At 58.9% G+C, this 17,178-nt stretch carries 13 protein-coding genes and 1 pseudogene; 4 read left to right on the top strand and 10 right to left on the bottom strand.

The genetic code is table 11. The features are described from left to right. Positions 1–114: 114 nt before the first annotated feature. Positions 115–636, bottom strand: coding sequence for a DUF4142 domain-containing protein (locus AC07ZE_RS16295; protein WP_207265702.1), 522 nt, complete (start codon positions 634–636; stop codon positions 115–117). A gap of 208 nt (positions 637–844) precedes the next feature. Here AC07ZE_RS16295 and AC07ZE_RS16290 point away from each other — a divergent pair, with 208 nt between their 5' ends. After that, on the top strand, positions 845–1,078 hold the full coding sequence (locus AC07ZE_RS16290) for a DUF465 domain-containing protein (protein WP_008059225.1): 234 nt from the start codon (positions 845–847) through the stop codon (positions 1,076–1,078). A 191-nt stretch (positions 1,079–1,269) separates the two neighbouring features. On the opposite strand, the pseudogene AC07ZE_RS16285 reads toward AC07ZE_RS16290, so the two are convergent. From AC07ZE_RS16285 to AC07ZE_RS16260, 6 genes and pseudogenes are all read right to left on the bottom strand, one after another. Beyond that, positions 1,270–2,360: pseudogene (locus AC07ZE_RS16285) on the bottom strand (SMP-30/gluconolactonase/LRE family protein). Beyond that, a complete protein-coding gene (locus tag AC07ZE_RS16280; protein ID WP_207265701.1) occupies positions 2,357–3,502 on the bottom strand; it encodes a sterol desaturase/SRPBCC family protein in 1,146 nt (381 codons plus the stop codon). Before AC07ZE_RS16280 ends, AC07ZE_RS16285 begins: the two are co-directional and overlap by 4 nt. 106 nt (positions 3,503–3,608) lie before the next feature. Continuing rightward, a complete protein-coding gene (locus AC07ZE_RS16275; protein WP_207265700.1) occupies positions 3,609–4,472 on the bottom strand; it encodes a LysR family transcriptional regulator in 864 nt (287 codons plus the stop codon). Between the two features lie 81 nt (positions 4,473–4,553). Continuing rightward, positions 4,554–6,398: an amidohydrolase gene (locus AC07ZE_RS16270; RefSeq protein ID WP_207267833.1), complete on the bottom strand. Its 1,845-nt coding sequence runs from the start codon at positions 6,396–6,398 to the stop codon at positions 4,554–4,556. A gap of 294 nt (positions 6,399–6,692) precedes the next feature. Next, positions 6,693–7,007, bottom strand: a complete 315-nt coding sequence (locus tag AC07ZE_RS16265; RefSeq protein WP_008154977.1) for an SCP2 sterol-binding domain-containing protein — start codon at positions 7,005–7,007, stop codon at positions 6,693–6,695. Positions 7,008–7,071: 64 nt separating this feature from the next. Next, on the bottom strand, positions 7,072–7,782 hold the full coding sequence (locus tag AC07ZE_RS16260; RefSeq protein ID WP_207265699.1) for a histidine phosphatase family protein: 711 nt from the start codon (positions 7,780–7,782) through the stop codon (positions 7,072–7,074). 201 nt (positions 7,783–7,983) lie between these two features. On the opposite strand from AC07ZE_RS16260, the gene sohB reads away from it, so the two are divergent. Together sohB and AC07ZE_RS16250 are read left to right on the top strand one after the other, a co-directional pair. Next, positions 7,984–9,006, top strand: coding sequence for a protease SohB (gene sohB, locus AC07ZE_RS16255; RefSeq protein WP_207265698.1), 1,023 nt, complete (start codon positions 7,984–7,986; stop codon positions 9,004–9,006). 184 nt (positions 9,007–9,190) lie between these two features. Beyond that, positions 9,191–13,093, top strand: a complete 3,903-nt coding sequence (locus tag AC07ZE_RS16250; RefSeq protein ID WP_207265697.1) for a dermonecrotic toxin domain-containing protein — start codon at positions 9,191–9,193, stop codon at positions 13,091–13,093. Positions 13,094–13,142: 49 nt separating this feature from the next. Here AC07ZE_RS16250 and AC07ZE_RS16245 read toward each other — a convergent pair whose 3' ends face one another. Next, positions 13,143–13,637 carry a DUF934 domain-containing protein gene (locus AC07ZE_RS16245; RefSeq protein ID WP_095194673.1) on the bottom strand — a complete coding sequence of 165 codons (495 nt, stop codon included), beginning with the start codon at positions 13,635–13,637 and terminating at the stop codon, positions 13,143–13,145. Further along, a complete protein-coding gene (locus AC07ZE_RS16240; protein WP_095194674.1) occupies positions 13,621–15,279 on the bottom strand; it encodes a nitrite/sulfite reductase in 1,659 nt (552 codons plus the stop codon). The genes AC07ZE_RS16245 and AC07ZE_RS16240 overlap by 17 nt, the downstream gene beginning before the upstream one ends. A 523-nt stretch (positions 15,280–15,802) precedes the next feature. Between AC07ZE_RS16240 and AC07ZE_RS16235 the strand changes: the two genes are divergently transcribed. After that, a complete protein-coding gene (locus AC07ZE_RS16235) occupies positions 15,803–16,888 on the top strand; it encodes an ABC transporter substrate-binding protein (RefSeq protein WP_207265696.1) in 1,086 nt (361 codons plus the stop codon). Here the strand turns inward: AC07ZE_RS16235 and AC07ZE_RS16230 are convergent. After that, complete coding sequence (locus AC07ZE_RS16230) at positions 16,885–17,103, bottom strand: DUF2970 domain-containing protein (protein ID WP_095194675.1); 219 nt, start codon at positions 17,101–17,103, stop codon at positions 16,885–16,887. The two genes, AC07ZE_RS16235 and AC07ZE_RS16230, sit on opposite strands and share 4 nt — an antisense overlap. Positions 17,104–17,178: the final 75 nt, after the last annotated feature.

Below are 17,178 nucleotides of genomic sequence, written 5' to 3'. Positions count from 1 at the left end.
TGAGTGCGCAGCACTCACAAAAATCGCACTGAGATCGCAAAGGTTGTCAGGTTTTTGGGGCTGCTGCGCAGCCCAGCGCGAGCAAGCTCGCTCGCCACAAGGATCACAGCTCCATTATTTGCTCGGATGGGAAGCCTGGAGTTTTTTCGCCATATCCAGATGTTTTTCGAGCCCCGGCAACATTTTCTGCGCAAAGCCTTTCAGCTCGGTAGCGCCTTTGGTTCTGTCATCCGTCACCGTGTTGGCTTGCTTCTCGAACAGCTCAATGGCTTCTTCGTGGGCCTTGACCTGATTGTTGGCATACGCCGCATCGAAAGATTCGTCACGCATATCGAGGATTTTTTCCTTGGCCTGCTTCACCAGCGTTGTGTCATCCGGTACTTCGATGTCATTTTTTTTTGCGATGGTCGCCAGTTCATCGTTGGCCTTGCCATGATCGGTGATCATCATGCTGGCGAATTCTTTGATGTCAGCCGATTGGCTTTTTTCCAGCGCCAGGCGGCTGGTTTCGATTTCAGCGATGCCACCAGCAGCGGCCTTGTCGACAAAGTCGTTGGAGGTCGCTGCGAATGCAGTGCCGATGCTGGTGCTCAAGGCAACGGCCAGAGCAAGGTGGCGCAAGTTGAATCCGTCCATAGGTGCTTCTCCACACAAGTGATCGAGGTGATCGTTAACCTGTGGAGGTTGGCGCCCGGGCAAAGGTTTTATCGTTTTTGATACAGGGCGACGAACGGACACCGCTGGTCAGACAGATGGTCGACAGAACCGGCCAACCAAGGCCATTCTGATAGTTGGCGAACGCAATCAGTCGCGTTTGCTACCGATTAACAAACGGAGGTGTTCCATGCCGGTGCCCCACGACCTTTTTCAGGATCTGAAACGCACAAAGGAAGAAATCCAGAAGAAACGCGCCGAGGATCCGTTACTGGATTCACTGATCAACAAGTATTCCCAGGCGGATAAAGCTGTGGTGGAGGCAGAGGAAGCCAAATCCAGCGATGACGCGGTGACCAAGCTCAAGGCGAAGCGCTTGGAGGTCAAGGACAAGATCGTCAAACAACTCCAGTCGTCGTCCTGATTCAGCGTAATGAGTCACCGACGACCGGTGATTGAACCGTTGGAACGGCGATTAAAACCGGCACCTCGAGTGTTCAGAGTCCGAACATCGGGCTCCATGCGAGGTGCCACATGAAACAAATTTCCCCGCGAAAAAAACACCGACAGTCCCTGTGGGAGCGAGCAGGCTCGCTTCCACATTTTTGATCCTCGCTATTTCTCCAAGGCGGTACTCAATGGCAGCCGCACCATGTTCTTGGCCTTCAGCGAGCCGAAATACAACCACTCCCCATACTCACGCACCGTGGTAACCGGCGAGTAATTGCCGCTGCTGCCGTCCTGCAAATTGGCGATCACCTTGCCGTCGATGTCCAGGCCCAGGGCAAACGCGCGTTTCTCTACCGGTTTGGGAAGGACCTTCAGGGCCCGCACGATCATCTTGCGCACGAACGGATGCGGCGCTGTGGCATCGAGCAGCGCGTTACGCGGTGCATACAACGCCACCCAGAAACGGTCGCGGCCATTGAATGCCAGGTTGTCCGGCAGCCCCGGCAGGTTGTCGATGAACAGATCGTGGGTGCCGGCCTTGGGGCCGCTCAGCCAGTAACGGCTGATGCGATAGGCACCGGTTTCGTTAACCAGCACAAAGGCGTCGTCCGGCCCCAGGGTGACGCCATTGGCAAACTCCAGCTTGTCCAGCAATACCGTGGTCTTGCCTGTCTGGAAGTCATAACGCAACAAGCGTCCGTCGCCACCGTGCTCGATGATGGCCTCGCCGTCTTCGCCGTAGCCGAAGCGGCTGGAGGCGTCACTGAAATAGGCGTAGTGCCCGGACTTATCGATGGCCACGTCATCGGTGAAACCGAAGGGCATGCCGGCGGCTGTCGTGGTCATTGCCACCAGGCGACCCTGGGCATCCAGCGACAGTAAGCCCTTGACCGCGTCGGCGATCACCAGCAAACCATTGGGGTGCCGAGCCAGGCCCAGGGGCCGGCCACCGGTATCGGCCAGGACTTTGGTGACCTTGCCGTCGAGACTGGTGCGGACAGCCGACCGTCATGTAAGCCGGTGATCAGCGCATCGCCTTCCAGCAGCAGCGCCTCCGGGCCGTCGATGTTCGCGGCGCCGACCCGCTCCATGCCCTTGAGACGTTGATTATCGGCATAGACGCCGCTGGTGAGAGACGGCGCGGGCTGCGGCGTCCAGGCCACCGGTTGCACTTGGGTCGGCATCAGTAGCAGGAACGCGCCGATGGCAATGATCACCAGCAACAGGCAGTGGTGAAATCTGATCCGTTGCCTCACGCGTTGACTCCTGACGGCGCCAGGTGTTTTTGCGCCATTTCGCGCAGTGCCAGCATTGACGCCGCCGACTCGCGATCGATCCTGCGCCTGAGCAGCAGTTTGTTGGCGATAAGCATACCCAGGCCGCTGAACCGATACTCAAGCGTGCGGATAAACCGCGTGCCGTCGCCCTTGGCCTCACACTCATACGTCAGAATCAACGACAGACCGTGGTCGCCCTGAGCCTGGGCAATCCAGCGTCGCCCCGGCAGGTACTCGTCCACCACCCAGCTCAGATGCCCGTCACGCCCGCCGGCCCGGATGTCCTCTTCGAACCGCGCACCGGCATGCAGGGGGCCTCGTTGTCCGTTGATCTTGAGCGACGACGGATGCCACTCCGGCCAACGGGTCACGGTGCTGGCGTAGGCGAGTACGTCGATGGGGTTTCCAGCAATCTCGATCTGATGCTTCATGCGGGTCATGGGCGTTCTCGTCGGGTACGGGGTGGCCTGCTCCGGCTCCCAGTAGAGGGTGCCGAACAGATAATCCATCAGCGGGAAAACGATGTTGAAATTGCGCTCCTGCATCATTTCGCGGCGGTGATGCAATTCGTGCAGGCGCCGCATCTGGCGGATCCACGGCAGGCGCGTCAACGGATTGTGCGGCGGCAGGTGTTCGCAGGCGTGAAACACCTCATAGGCCAGGTAGCCGAGGACCAGACAGCCCGCCACCAGCCCGGCGGCGTTGGCATCGAACTGCTTGAGCAGCCACCAGACCGGCAAGGCGATGACCAGGGTGTGCAAGACGATCAACCAGGCCGGAAACAGAATGACCCGCCAGTCGCAGGCGCTGTCGTAGGTCATGTACCCGGGGGCGAAAAAACTGTGATGGTCGCCGGCATGGCGAGAGTAAAACATGCGCGCGAAGGCTTTTTTGTGATGGCCCAGGTGCCGATGCACCAGGTACACCCCCAGGTTGAAAAACAACAAGGTCAGCGGCACTGCCAGCCACGCCAGCGGTTGCACCTGGTGCACGGTGCTCCAGAATGCGGCAATGGCCACAATGCCGAACAGCAGAACGAAGGCGCCATGCAGCCACGGGTTGTAGAGCGGATGAATGTTGGCGCGGTAACGGCTGCGGAATGCTTCGGTGGTCTGCCTCACTGCAATCACCTGTCGTTATTGTTATCTCCAGCAGATTAGTCGATCCCGGCGTTTTGGTTGGATGAACCTTGAGGACACAACAGCCATGATCCGGTGCAAACCGGACTCAGGTCAGCGGGTTCCAGCGTTGCGACCAGTCGTCATCGATTTTGATGACTTCGCGCAGCAGATCGAAGGCCCGTTGCAGGGTTTCCGAATCGCGGTCGCGGGAGTAGACCAGGTACGTCGGGTAACTGAACTCCGGAGCCTTGGGCACTTGCTCCAGCACGCCGCTTTCCAGATAACTCTGCACGACGCGGGTGCGGAAGTAGCCGCTGCCGCCGTTTTCGAGGATGTACTGCAAGGCCAGCGGGCCAAGGTTGAAGCTCAGCGCCGCCTTGGCTTTTTCCGGCAGGGCGGCATCGTGCTGGCGACGGAAATCCTGGCCCCAATCGATGTACACATAGGGATCGGGGCGTCCGGGCTGGCGTACGAGGATGAGTTTTTCTTCCAGAATCTGCTCGACTTGCAGACGCGGCCAGTATTCGGGCTGATAGACCAGTGCCGCATCGAGCACCCCGAGCTCCAGTTGGCGCAGCAGATTTTCACCGTCGCGGATCTCCATGCGCAGCGCATGGCTGGGAATTTTTTCCCGCAGTTCGCCGGCCCAACTGAGCATCAACGGATTGCACAGACTGACCTCGCCACCGATGTGCAGCACGTCGTGGTATCCCTCGGGCAGCGGCAGATCCCGGCGCGCGGCTTCCCAGGTTTCCACCAGTTGATTGGCGTACACCACGAAGGCTTCGCCGTTGGGTGTCAGGCGCGCCCCGGCACGATTGCGCACAAACAGGGTGCTGCCCAGCTGGCTTTCGAGTTTCTGAACCCGCGCGGTGATCGCGGTCTGAGTGACATGAAGTTTCTCGGCGGCCGCGGCGAGGCTGCCGTGGCGGACGATTTCCAGAAAGGTGCGGGCGAGATCGATGTCCATGGGGGGGCCGGTGCGAGAGGTGCCCGCATTGTAAGGGCACTCAGTACCTGTGGCGAGCTTGCTCGCCACAGGTACTGAGATCTAAAACGCAAAGCACGAACAGCCAAACGCTCCCCAGAATCCTTGAAAGTCACTGACCGGCACATTCGATAATCGCGCCCGCTCATGACGGTGCGAATGCACCGCACAGGCCCCGACGCATTGATGAACCTGTGCCGTCAGTGGCGCTGCTCTCCAGTGCCCCGGCACCTTGGCCACCGGCGACCACTCCGGCACCACCGGGATCGGCGGCGGCCCGAGTTTTTCGAACTCGGCGCTGCCGTAGACGATCTTGCCGTCGACGATGGTCAGTACCGCTTCGATATCCTTGATCCCGTTGTCCTCGATGTGGAAGTAGTCCGCCGACAGTGCAATCAGATCCGCCAGTTGCCCGACCTTGATCTGGCCTTTCTTGCCCTGCTCGGAGGAGAACCAGGCGCTGCCGTGGGTGAAGATTTCCAATGCGGTATCGCGGCTCAAACCTTGCGGGTGCAGTTCCAGTCCGCCAACGGTGCGCCCGCTGACCAGCCAGTACAGTGAAGTCCAGGGGTTGTAACTCGACACCCGTGTAGCGTCGGTGCCGGCGCCCACCGGCACGCCTTCAGCCAGCATGCGGGCAATCGGCGGGGTGTGTTCGGCGGCCTTGGCGCCGTAGCGCTCGACGAAATATTCGCCCTGGAAGGCCATGCGATCCTGAATCGCGATGCCACCGCCCAGGGCTCTGACCCGCTCGATGTTGCGAGGGGAGATGGTTTCGGCATGGTCGAAAAACCAGGGCAGGCCATCGAAGGGGATGTCGCGATTGACCTTCTCGAACACGTCGAGCATGCGGCTGATGGATTCGTTGTAAGTCGCGTGCAAGCGAAATGGCCAGCGTTGCTCCACCAAATGGCGCACCACTGGTTCCAGGTCCTGTTCCATGCCGGACGGCAGGTCCGGGCGCGGTTCAAGGAAGTCTTCGAAGTCGGCGGCGGAGAACACCAGCATTTCCCCGGCACCGTTGTGGCGCAGGAAGTCATCGCCCTGATGCAACTTGACGCTGCCGGTCCAGTTGCGGAAATCCGCCAGTTCTTCCTTGGGTTTCTGGGTGAACAGGTTGTAGGCAATGCGCACTGTGAGCTGTTGGTCCTGGGCCAGTTGCTGGATGACTTGATAGTCGTCGGGGTAGTTCTGGTAGCCGCCGCCGGCATCGATCGCACTGGTGACCCCCAGGCGATTGAGTTCGCGCATGAACTGGCGCGTCGAGTTGACCTGGTGCTCCAGCGGCAGCTTCGGCCCCTTGGCCAGGGTCGAGTAGAGAATCATCGCATTGGGGCGGGCGATCAGCAGGCCGGTGGGGTCGCCATTGGCATCGCGCTGGATTTCGCCGCCGGGCGGGTTCGGCGTGTCGCGGGTATAGCCCACCACCTTCAAGGCTGCGCGGTTGAGCAGGGCGCGGTCGTAGAGGTGCAGGATAAACACCGGTGTGTCGGGGGCGGCCTTGTTCAGTTCGTCAAGGGTGGGCAGGCGTTTCTCGGCGAACTGGAACTCGTTCCAGCCACCGACCACTCGCACCCATTGCGGTGTCGGAGTACGGTCGGCCTGCTCCTTGAGCATGCGCAGTGCATCGGCCAGGGATGGAACGCCTTCCCAACGCAGTTCGAGATTGTAATTGAGGCCACCACGGATCAGGTGCAAGTGCGAGTCGTTGAGGCCGGGAATCACCGTGCGTCCGTGCAGGTCGATGACTTGCGTAGCAGGTCCTTGCAGGGCCATGGCCTGGGCATCGCTGCCCACCACCACGAAACGCCCGTCCTTGATCGCGACGGCACTGGCCTGGGGTTTCTTGCGGTCGACGGTGTGCAAGCGTCCGTTGTACAGGATGAGGTCGGCAGGCGTTTCCGGCATCGTTTTACTGCCTGCGAACAGCGGACTGATCCAGGCACCGATGGCGCCCGCGGACAGACCTTGCAGTACGTGGCGGCGGTTGAAACCGTTGTGGTCGTCAGGTGGGCTCATGCCGGTGCTCTCCGCAACTTGAGTCGAGGCCAAAACAGCCGCTGGCTGACCCAGGCGGCCAGAAGGAATATAGACGGCAAATCCGGGGCGGGCCGTTTTGCCGCACCGAAAACGACGAATCCCGCCACAAGGGGCGGGATTCGTGTGCAGCCAGCGAGACTCCTGAAGCAGGGAGTCGCGGTGTTAGGCCGGGAACAGTTCGGACAGTTTCATGGCCAGCATCATGTCGCCTTCAGCGCGCAATTTGCCGCCCATGAACGCTTGCATGCCATCGGTTTCGCCGCTGACGATGCCTTCCAGGGTTTCGCCGTCCATCACCAGGGTCACCTGGGCGTCCGGGTTTTCGCCTTCTTGCAGCTCGCAGGTGCTGTCCTTGACGATCAGCGAGAAGTTCTTGGTGTCGTCGATGCGGAAACCGAAGACCAGGTCCAGACCGGCAGCAGCGGCTGGGTTGAACTTGGCTTTCATTGCTTGTACGGCATCTGCTACGGAGGTCATGGTTTGATCCTTTTTCTGGTAATAAGAGCTGGGTGATTACAGCCAGGGTCACAATAGTCCGGACTCAGCGAAACGTGATGAGTTCCGGGGCCTTCAGCAGTTGCAGGTGCGCATGACTGTTGAAGGAAGCCAGGGCCACCTCGCGACCACGGAACTTCAGGTGGTTGAGCGAGGTGTTGACGATTTGCCAATTCAATTCAAAGGCCTGCCTGGCAGGCATTTGCGTGATGAGGTGGAGCAGGGCGGTGATGGTGCCGCCGGAGGTGAACACTGCGATTTTCTGGGTGTTGTCGGCACTTTCGAGGATTCTGTGCAGACCGGCCCGAACCCGCTCGACAAAACCCAGCCAGCTTTCCAGCTCCGGCGTGTCGTAGGTGCCGGTGAGCCAGCGTTCGATGATCAAGGCGAAGATGCGCTGGAACTCGGCGCGGTTTTGCGCGGCGTTGCGCAGGATGTTCAGGGCTTCGGGTTCGTCCGGCAACATCGCCGGCAACAGCGCGCGGATCACCGCGTCGGCGTCGAACTCGTTGAACGCCGAATCGGTTTCCAGGATCGGTACCGGCAGGCCCACGGCGGCGAATTGTTCAAGCGCGCTGCTGGCCGTATGTTGCTGGCGGCGCAAGTCGCCCGCCAGGCAGCGATCGAAGCTGATACCGAGCTCGGCCAGGTGCTGGCCGAGTATTTGTGCCTGGCGAACACCGATGGGCGACAGGACGTCGTAGTCGTCTGCACCAAAGGAGGCCTGGCCATGTCGAATCAAATAGATGCTGCCCACGTCCGCGTCGTCCCGGTACGTTGAAGGTTTGGCGAGGTTATGAGGATGACGGTGAGCTGTCAATGAAAAAACATACGCTTGTTTGAAATGCCTGTTACAGGCCTGTTGCCAGAGGTTTCACGGCTGGCCGCAAGGCCGGCGCATGGGTATGCTGAAGGTATCCCGCGCGCTTTCATGCCGCGCATCGTCTAAGGAGTCCCTGTGGAGTTTTTGTCCGAGTACGCCGTTTTTCTGGCCAAGACCGTGACCCTGGTGATCGCCATCCTGGTGGTCCTGGCCAGTTTCGCGGCCTTGCGCAGCAAAGGTCGACGCAAGTCGGCCGGCCAGCTGCAGGTCAGCAAGCTCAATGATTTCTACAAAGGGCTGCGCGAGCGCCTGGAGCAAACCTTGCTCGACAAGGACCAGCTCAAGGCCTTGCGCAAGTCCGAGGCTAAAACCGAAAAGAAGCAGAAGAAAAAGCCTGAAGCCAAACCCCGGGTGTTCGTGCTGGATTTCGACGGCGACATCAAGGCTTCGGCCACCGAGAGCCTGCGTCACGAAATCACCGCGCTACTGACCCTGGCCACACCCAAGGATGAAGTGGTGCTACGCCTGGAAAGCGGTGGCGGTATGGTCCACAGCTACGGCCTGGCCTCCTCGCAACTGGCGCGTATCCGGCAGGCCGGCATCCCGTTGACCGTGTGCATCGACAAGGTCGCGGCCAGCGGCGGTTACATGATGGCGTGCATCGGCGAGAAGATCATCAGCGCCCCGTTCGCAATCCTCGGTTCAATCGGAGTGGTTGCACAACTACCCAACGTCAACCGCCTGCTGAAGAAGCACGATATCGACTTCGAAGTACTGACCGCCGGTGAATACAAGCGCACCTTGACAGTGTTTGGTGAAAATACCGAGAAGGGCCGGGAGAAATTCCAGCAAGACCTGGACATTACCCATCAACTGTTCAAGAACTTCGTTTCCCGCTACCGCCCGCAACTGGCCATTGACGAAGTGGCTACCGGGGAAATCTGGCTGGGTGTCGCGGCGCTGGACAAGCAACTGGTGGATGAACTCAAGACCAGCGACGAATACCTGGCCGAACGCGCCAAACAGTCGGAGCTTTATCACTTGCATTACGCCGAACGTAAAAGCCTGCAGGAACGCATCGGCATGGCGGCCAGCGGTTCAGTGGACCGCGTGGTGTTGAACTGGTGGAGCCGATTGACCCAGCAGCGTTTCTGGTAACACACGAATCATCATCGTTGTAACAATAAAAAACCGTGGACATTGCCACGGTTTTTTTTTGCCCGGACTACCCTTTTGCATCTGGAAACGGAGAACTTTCCTAAAGATGCTGTTGATCACTCCCACGTTGCAGAACGCCCAAATTGGTTAGGGTGAACCTCCTCAATCTGCAATGGACTGCAAAATGAACGAGTTTTCTGACAAGCACATCTCTCATCCACATCCACCATCATCTCTGCCCATGCGCGAGGAACTGAAAACCGCCGTGGATACCGCGCTTCCACAAACCCCAGCCCAGTTTGGCGAACAGATGATCAGGGAAAAGTGGGGACATGACCTCGAACCGCAGACAGCTTTGCTGGTTACCCTTGATTACGATTACAACGGCCATCCCGAACAGAACGGTGTACACCAAGGGCAAGTGGCGAGTTCGCGAACGCTGGTACAAACACTGATTTCCAATTACCAGACCGTTGGCGACGGGCGTTTTGGTGAAACGGCATTCGGCCTGTATACGCCGCCTGACGTCGGGCCACCGGTTCGAATCGTCGAAAATGTCGACGCATTCGCCTATCACGGTAGCGGCAATCACGATACGTATGAAGGCATTTATCGTCACACGGTTCCGCAGTCTTATGGACCGCAGACGCAGATCAGGCTGCGCCCCGCTGACTTCAAGAAATGGGTCTGGGAACTGGATTTCAAAACGTTGTATCAGGCCTATATCGATAAGGCCTGGCCCTCCGAAGAGGTGCTCGGGGCGGCCACGCCTTATGCTCTCAGAACCTCGACCAAGGCCGCGTTTGTCATGACGGCCTGGCTGCAGCGGCATGAAAACAGTCTGTCGGCGAAAGGTTTGGAATTGGCCTTGCATGCTGCCGGTTTGCCGCCGGATCAGGCGTGGCCAACGTTGACGCTGCAGCCGTTGCAAGCGCCGACGCGCATGCCCCCGGATGTCGAGGCAAGCCGTCTGAAGCTCTATCGGTACACGGCGACGGATATCTGGTGTTTCCGTGATCGATCCAGCGACCGGGTAATTGTGTATATCCCGGGCAACTCCTCGCCGATCCACGAGTTTTCCGGTAGAAACCAACTGCGCCATTGGATTGTCGATCAGGGGCGGTCGTCCGAAACCAGGCAAGCGCTGGCATCGCACTTTGCCGATGAAGATCGCAGCGACGGGACGTTTCATGCCGGTGTACTGACGGCGCTGGACGGCATGGCGCAATTTCCGGCGCAGCATCATCTGACCCGAGAGGCCGGCTTCTTCAACAATGATGGTTACTGGAATCCTGCTGACTACATCGATCTGGATGTTCAACCCTCGCCAACCGATCCCTTTGCCCAACTGGTGTTGACCATGAAGCAGGCCGCCCAGGCCAGTGTCGAAACCATCCGCGACGATGCGCAGGTCAACCGCGACAACCTGAGTGCCGTGGTCGAGCCCATCGTCCAATGGGTCAACCAGTTTGGTCCGTTGGCGTTGTTCGTACCGGGTGGTGAAGGGTTGTTGGCCCTTGCCGGACTCATCGATGCCGGTTACGGCCTGGATCAAGCCATCAACGGTGATACGGCCGACAAGCGTTCGCAAGGTGTCACTCGCACACTGTTTGGCGTGCTCAATGCGTTGCCGCTGGTCGCAGAGGCTACGTCGATCAGCCACCGAGGGGCAGAGGAGGTGCCCTTCGCCAAGGCAGGGGAAGGTCGTCAAGAGTCCTCGAAGCCTCTGGAGGCAGGACCGGATTACGGGCCGGACATCAACGCAACGCCCGCCTTGCCGTTGCCGACGCGTATCGATCTCTTGCGTGGAGTGGGTGTCCCGGCAGGTACATTCAGTGACGAAGTGCTGGCACAGATTGGCAGGGTCAGCGCAGTCGACAATGACATGCTGCGCCTGATGCAGGCAGGTCGCGCGCCGACCCCGCTGCTGGCCGATACCATCGACCGTTTCAGGATCGATCAGGAAGTCACGGCACTGAACGATCCATCGTCCGCGCAGGCTGAATTCAACCGCCGATATCAGGCGCTCCAGCAGTCGGAACACCCGTGGGTCCAGCTGTTTCAACGGACATACCCCGATCTGCCCAAGGCTGCCGTCGAGCAAATACTGGATCGTTATGGTGTCGACTTCAAGGCGCCTCCCGACCCCGTCCAGGCCAAGGACCTGTTCAAGCGACTGGACGACAAGGCGAACCAATACCAGGAGCATGTGCGTATCAATCGGGCTTTTGAAGGTCTCTATCTGCGGTCAGTCAAAAACCCTGAATCGGACACACTGGCGTTGCACTCTCTGGCAAATCTGCCTGGATGGCCGAAAGGGTTGCGATTAGACGTACGCGACAGTTCGATTGGCGGTCGGATTCTGGATCGCACGGGGCCGCTCGACACACCTGATTACCGGACCTTGATCAAGTCGGGTGCGGGCTACAGGTTCGATGGCCTGTCGACTCAACCTGCTGCGGCTACAAATATTTATGAAGCTGTCGCCGATGTGCTGACCAAGGACGAGCATAGGGCATTGGGGCTCACATCCAGTGATCCGGCAGCTGACTTGAAACTGAAAATCAGTGACCAGCTCTTATCCCGCTCTGAATGGCTCCTTGGTCGGTCCAGAATGAGCTCAGGATTGCCCTTCGAGGCGCAGGGATTGAGAGGGGGAGGTCATCCGGCTACACCTCAAGGGGAGGCCCTGACGCATGAAGCAATGAGATTGCAGCTCAAGGAGATTCATCCCGAATTCTCCAACGAGGAAACTGATGCGTTCCTGCAGTCGCTGGGGAACGGGGCCCAGGCTTACATCTACGCCTCAAGACAGCAACTGCTGCAACTGTATACGGACGTGGAGGCCTGGATTGATCAAGTCGCGCTCGATACCGACGGTATGGACATCGACTTCCTGAATGCCGAGGGTCCGGAGGCGCAGGGCATGACGGCCATGCAAATCGAGCAAGAAAACCTCAGGCGGTTGGAGGAAGTAATAGCGTATGAGCGCGAAACACGCGCCGAGCTGGCGGAGGAGCTGATAGCAATCTTGCAGAAAAGAGTGCCGCAGGGCAATTCTCACTACTCCGGAAATCATGTCGATGGCTTCGCGATGGACATGCACAATGAAGACTTTCATCGATTACCGGCACTCAATGTCCGGTTCAATGACGTGGTTGAGTTGGACTTGAAAAACTTTCACTTGGTCGAACGCGATAGTTTGAATGGTTATTTAGAGTGCTTTCCGCGTTTGCGCGTTTTGAATCTGGAAGGCACAGACCTGCGATTGCCCAACATTGATGGGGAGCTGGAAAGTGCATTGCCGTCGACAATCCCACAGTTACAGCATCTCACTTCTTTGAACCTGCGCTCTACCCGGTTGACCTTTCGGGAGGATACTTCGGCGCAATTAAGTTCGTTGGTTAATCTGCAAACACTGGATTTGAGCGACAATCCATTGGGCGTCCCTCCCGTTGTTTTGGAAATGAACCAGTTGCGATCTCTGAATTTGAGAAATACCGGCATCACGAGGTGCCCGGTCGGGATCATGGATCAGCCCTACCTGACAACCCTGGATTTAAGCGATAACCGGATTCAAAGAGTTCCGCAGGCAGTCCTGAATCAGGCCGTCGCCAGGGATCGCGTACTGTTGTGGCACAACCCCTTGACCGATGAGGACACTTTGCAGAGGCTGGTCGCGCATCGGGAAAGAACGGGCTTGAACCTGTGGTTGGACGCGCCGGGTAACGACTATTTAGGTCCGACACCCTGGTTGCAGGGCATCGAAGAAGGGCAGCGCAACGCAAGGATACAAGTCTGGCAACGATTGGCCCTGAATCCAGGCGGCAGGCGGTTCCTGGGGGCCATGAGTCCGTTGGCCCTGACCCCGGATTACCGGGTGAACTATCTGGATCTTCAGGCACGGGTCTGGCGACTGTTGAGTGACGCCGATGCGTCGCAGGAGTCGTGGGCGCGAATAGCCCGGGATGTACCGATGCCGGGAGGCGCTTTCGATAACCCGATTGCAGTGCTCACGGCATTGGAGGAACGGGCCAGGCTTTATAACGACTGGGTGGCGATGGGGCGGCCATTTCCGATCGAATAACTCTGGACGATAAAGCCCTGGCTCCATGCGGAGACAGGGCTTTATTTTTTCAGCGACGACGGAACAGCGGCAACGGTTCGTCGGTGGCGGCCTGATAGGTCACCGAGAAGTCCTTGAGACCTTCAAGGGCTTCGTACGGGTCTTTATCGGGGCGAATGGCAAAGGCATCGAAGCCGCAGCGGTGCATGTAGAACAACTGGTCGCGCAGCACATCGCCAATCGCCCGAAGTTCGCCTTTGAAACCATAACGGTCACGCAGCAGGCGGGCGTTGGAGTAGTTGCGGCCATCGGTGAAGGCCGGGAAGTTCAAGGCGATGACCTGGAAGCTTGCCACGTCTTCACCGATTTCCTCGGCTTCTTCATCGGCATCCAGCCACACGCCCAGGCCGCCGTCGCGGGCCAGGAGCATACGGCTGTGTTCGCGCCACAGTTGCAGCGGAACGATGTAATCGTCGCAGTTGGTGATTTCGTCGATGTTGAAATCCTTGGGCAGCAAGTGCCAGGTTTCGTCGACGACTTCGTTGTTCTTAATGATTCGCTGCATAGACGCGTTCCTTGAAGAGGTCGATGCCGATACGCTGATAGGTGTCGATGAAACGCTCGTCTTCGGTACGTTGTTCGATGTACACGTCGATCAGCTTCTCGATCACGTCAGGCATATCGTCCTGTGCGAAGGACGGGCCGAGGATCTTGCCCAGGCTGGCGTCACGGCTGGCGCTGCCACCGAGGGACACCTGGTAGAACTCTTCGCCTTTCTTGTCCACCCCGAGGATGCCGATGTGGCCGACGTGGTGGTGACCACAGGCGTTCATGCAACCGGAGATGTTCAGGTCCAGTTCGCCGATGTCGAACAGGTAGTCCAGGTCGTCAAAACGGCGCTGGATCGATTCGGCGATCGGGATCGACTTGGCGTTGGCCAGGGAGCAGAAGTCGCCGCCCGGGCAGCAGATGATGTCGGTCAGCAGGCCGATGTTCGGCGTGGCGAAACCGTTCTCGCGCAGCTCGCCCCACAGAGTGAACAGCTTGTCCTGCTCGACGTCGGCCAGGATGATGTTCTGTTCGTGGGAGGTGCGCAATTCACCAAAGCTGTAGCGGTCGGCCAGATCGGCGACAGCGTCGAGCTGCTTGTCGGTGATGTCGCCCGGCGCAACGCCGGTCGGCTTCAGGGACAGGGTCACGGCCACATAACCGGGCTTCTTGTGGGCCAGGGTGTTGCGGGTGCGCCAGCGGGCGAAGCCCGGGTGTTCCTTGTCGAGCTCGGCCAGGGCGGCGCTCTGGTTGTCCAGGGCCTTGTAGTCCGGGTCGACGAAGTGTCTGGCAACGCGCTGTACTTCGGCTTCGGTCAGCGTGGTCTGGCCACCGCGCAGGTGTTCCATTTCCGCATCGACTTTCTGGGCGAAGACTTCAGGGGTCAGCGCTTTTACCAGGATCTTGATACGTGCCTTGTACTTGTTGTCACGACGGCCATAGCGGTTGTAGACCCGCAGGATCGCGTCGAGGTAGCTCAACAGGTCTTGCCACGGCAGGAACTCGTTGATGAACGCGCCCACTACCGGGGTACGGCCCAGGCCACCGCCAACCAGCACGCGGAAACCCAGTTCGCCCGCGGCGTTATGCACTGGCTCAAGGCCAATGTCATGGACTTCGATGGCGGCACGGTCCGAGGTCGACCCGTTGACGGCGATCTTGAACTTGCGCGGCAGGTAAGCGAATTCCGGGTGGAAAGTCGTCCATTGACGAACAATCTCGCACCAAGGACGCGGATCGATCAACTCATCGGCTGCGACGCCAGCGAACTGGTCGGTGGTGACGTTGCGCAGGCAGTTGCCGCTGGTCTGGATCGCGTGCATCTGCACCGTGGCCAGTTCAGCCAGGATGTCCGGAATGTCTTCCACCGCCGGCCAGTTGAACTGCACGTTCTGCCGGGTGCTGATGTGGGCATAGCCCTTGTCGTAGTCGCGGGCGATTTTGGCCATCATTCGCATCTGGCGCGAAGTCAATTGGCCGTAAGGCACCGCCACACGCAGCATAGGTGCGAAGCGCTGGATATAAAGCCCGTTCTGCAGGCGCAGGGGGCGGAATTCTTCTTCGCTCAGCTCGCCTGCCAGATAGCGTCGGGTCTGATCACGGAACTGCTTGACGCGGTCCTCGATGATCCGCTGATCGTACTCGTCGTATACGTACATATAAGTCCTGTTCTCAGGCTTGGGTCGCTCGGATACAGCTGCGTTTTTGTGCTTGCCGGAACCCGATAGATCCTCTGCAATTCTGCGCGCACGGCCGCGCACTCCCTACGGAGCCGGGGCAAGATACCAGTTTGCAGTTATGCGCAAAAGTGATGTTTGAGTATATGTAAAGAACCAAATCGCCTAACGAGATCGGTTGTCATTTAACCCACATTTGTCGTGCGGGCAATCATCGTCTTAACTGTGGTCGAGTCTTTATGCAATCACCGATAAAACCGACAAGAGGCGATGCAATGAGCAACCCAACCAAAGCAAGGAAAAGCGATAGCACGGTCGATGCCTGGGCGATTCTGTTCCTGATCATTCTGGTCGTCGGCACGGCGGTATTTTGGGTCAGTCATCAATAAACGACCCCGTCCGGGCCTCGTTCCGACGATTGTCGGACAAAAACCGGAATAAACGCCGTTTTGCGGGCGTTCGCTGGCTATAATGCGCTGCGAATTTCCGGGGGCTCGGACGACCAATGTTGAAGTTGCTGTATGGCGTATTGCTGGCGCTGACTATGGTCGTGGGACCTTGCGCTCAGGCAGCGTCGGTGCTGTTCCTCAATCCGGGAACCACCAGGGAAGCGTTCTGGGTCAGTTACTCGCAATTCATGCACGCCGCCGCTCAGGATCTGGGCATGGATTTGCGTATCGTGTACTCCGACCGCAACGCCGATATCACCCTCGCGCAAGCGCGTGAAGCGCTGCAGGGGCCACGCCGGCCCGACTATCTGGTGTTCGTCAATGAACAATACATCGCGCCCGAAATCCTGCGCCTGGCCCATGGCAGCGGGGTGAAGCTGTTCATCGTCAACAATGCCCTGACCCCGGACCAGATGCGCTTGCTTGGTGCCCGACCCGACAAATACCCCGGCTGGGTGGGTAGCCTGGTGCCCAACGACGAGGAGGGCGGCTACCTGATGCTCAAGGAACTGATCCGCTTGCACCCTGCGGTGGCTCCCGGTCAGTACATTGATCTGCTGGCCTTCTCCGGACTGAAAATCACGCCATCGGCGCAGTTGCGCGAAAAGGGCATGCGCCGGGCGCTGGCCGAACACCCAGAGGTGCGTCTGCGCCAGCTGGTGTACGGTGGCTGGACCCGGGAACGGGCCTATGAACAGGCCAAGGTATTGTTCAGGCGCTATCCGCAGACATCGCTGGTCTGGTCGGCCAATGACGAAATGGGCTTTGGTGTGATGCGCGCCTTTGAGGAGTCGGGCGGCAAACCTGGCAAGGATGCGTTGTTCGGTACGATCAACAACTCGCCTGCGGCCTTGCAGGCCTTGCTTGACAACCGCTTGAGCGTGTTGCTGGGTGGGCACTTCAGCCTGGGGGGCTGGGCGCTGGTGCAATTGCATGACTACGACGAGGGCATCGATATCAGCCAGTACGGTGGTCGTGATCGGCAGATTCCGTTGTTACAGTTGATTGACCGGGCACAAGCCAAGCGTCTGCTGGCCATGGCCGCCGCGCAGGATTACGGCGTGGATTTTCACAAGCTTTCGGCCAAGGGGCGACCGACGTCCTGGCGCTACCCGTTCAGCCTGCAAACCCTGATGCACTAAATCTTTGCCAGATGCACCACCAGTTGCACGATGCCGTAGAGCGTCAATGCGAACACGGTCGTGAACAAAATCCCCAGAATCACGAAATGACTGGGCTTGCCGTGGGTGAAGTCCCGCGCGCGATTCTTCCCGCTCTGTACCCCGAACGCCGCAGCCATGACGCTGTGCAGCATCTGCCAGAAGGTCGGCGGCTTGTTGTCGACTGGATCGTCCATAAACCCCTCGTCACGTGTGTGTGATAAGTAAGCATAGACAATTAAGGCAAACACAAAACAAATGTGGGAGCGGGC

The organism is Pseudomonas sp. GW101-3H06 (genome assembly GCF_059424605.1).
This window is presented reverse-complemented; position numbering and strand designations above follow the sequence as displayed.

Coding starts and splice junctions, on each gene's coding strand:
- AC07ZE_RS16270 (WP_207267833.1), bottom strand. CDS start 6,398: ATGCCGGAAACGCCTGCCGACCTCATCCTGTACAACGGACGCTTGCAC.
- AC07ZE_RS16295 (WP_207265702.1), bottom strand. CDS start 636: ATGGACGGATTCAACTTGCGCCACCTTGCTCTGGCCGTTGCCTTGAGC.
- AC07ZE_RS16240 (WP_095194674.1), bottom strand. CDS start 15,279: ATGTACGTATACGACGAGTACGATCAGCGGATCATCGAGGACCGCGTC.
- AC07ZE_RS16235 (WP_207265696.1), top strand. CDS start 15,803: ATGTTGAAGTTGCTGTATGGCGTATTGCTGGCGCTGACTATGGTCGTG.
- AC07ZE_RS16245 (WP_095194673.1), bottom strand. CDS start 13,637: ATGCAGCGAATCATTAAGAACAACGAAGTCGTCGACGAAACCTGGCAC.
- AC07ZE_RS16290 (WP_008059225.1), top strand. CDS start 845: ATGCCGGTGCCCCACGACCTTTTTCAGGATCTGAAACGCACAAAGGAA.
- AC07ZE_RS16230 (WP_095194675.1), bottom strand. CDS start 17,103: ATGGACGATCCAGTCGACAACAAGCCGCCGACCTTCTGGCAGATGCTG.
- AC07ZE_RS16250 (WP_207265697.1), top strand. CDS start 9,191: ATGAACGAGTTTTCTGACAAGCACATCTCTCATCCACATCCACCATCA.
- AC07ZE_RS16265 (WP_008154977.1), bottom strand. CDS start 7,007: ATGACCTCCGTAGCAGATGCCGTACAAGCAATGAAAGCCAAGTTCAAC.
- AC07ZE_RS16275 (WP_207265700.1), bottom strand. CDS start 4,472: ATGGACATCGATCTCGCCCGCACCTTTCTGGAAATCGTCCGCCACGGC.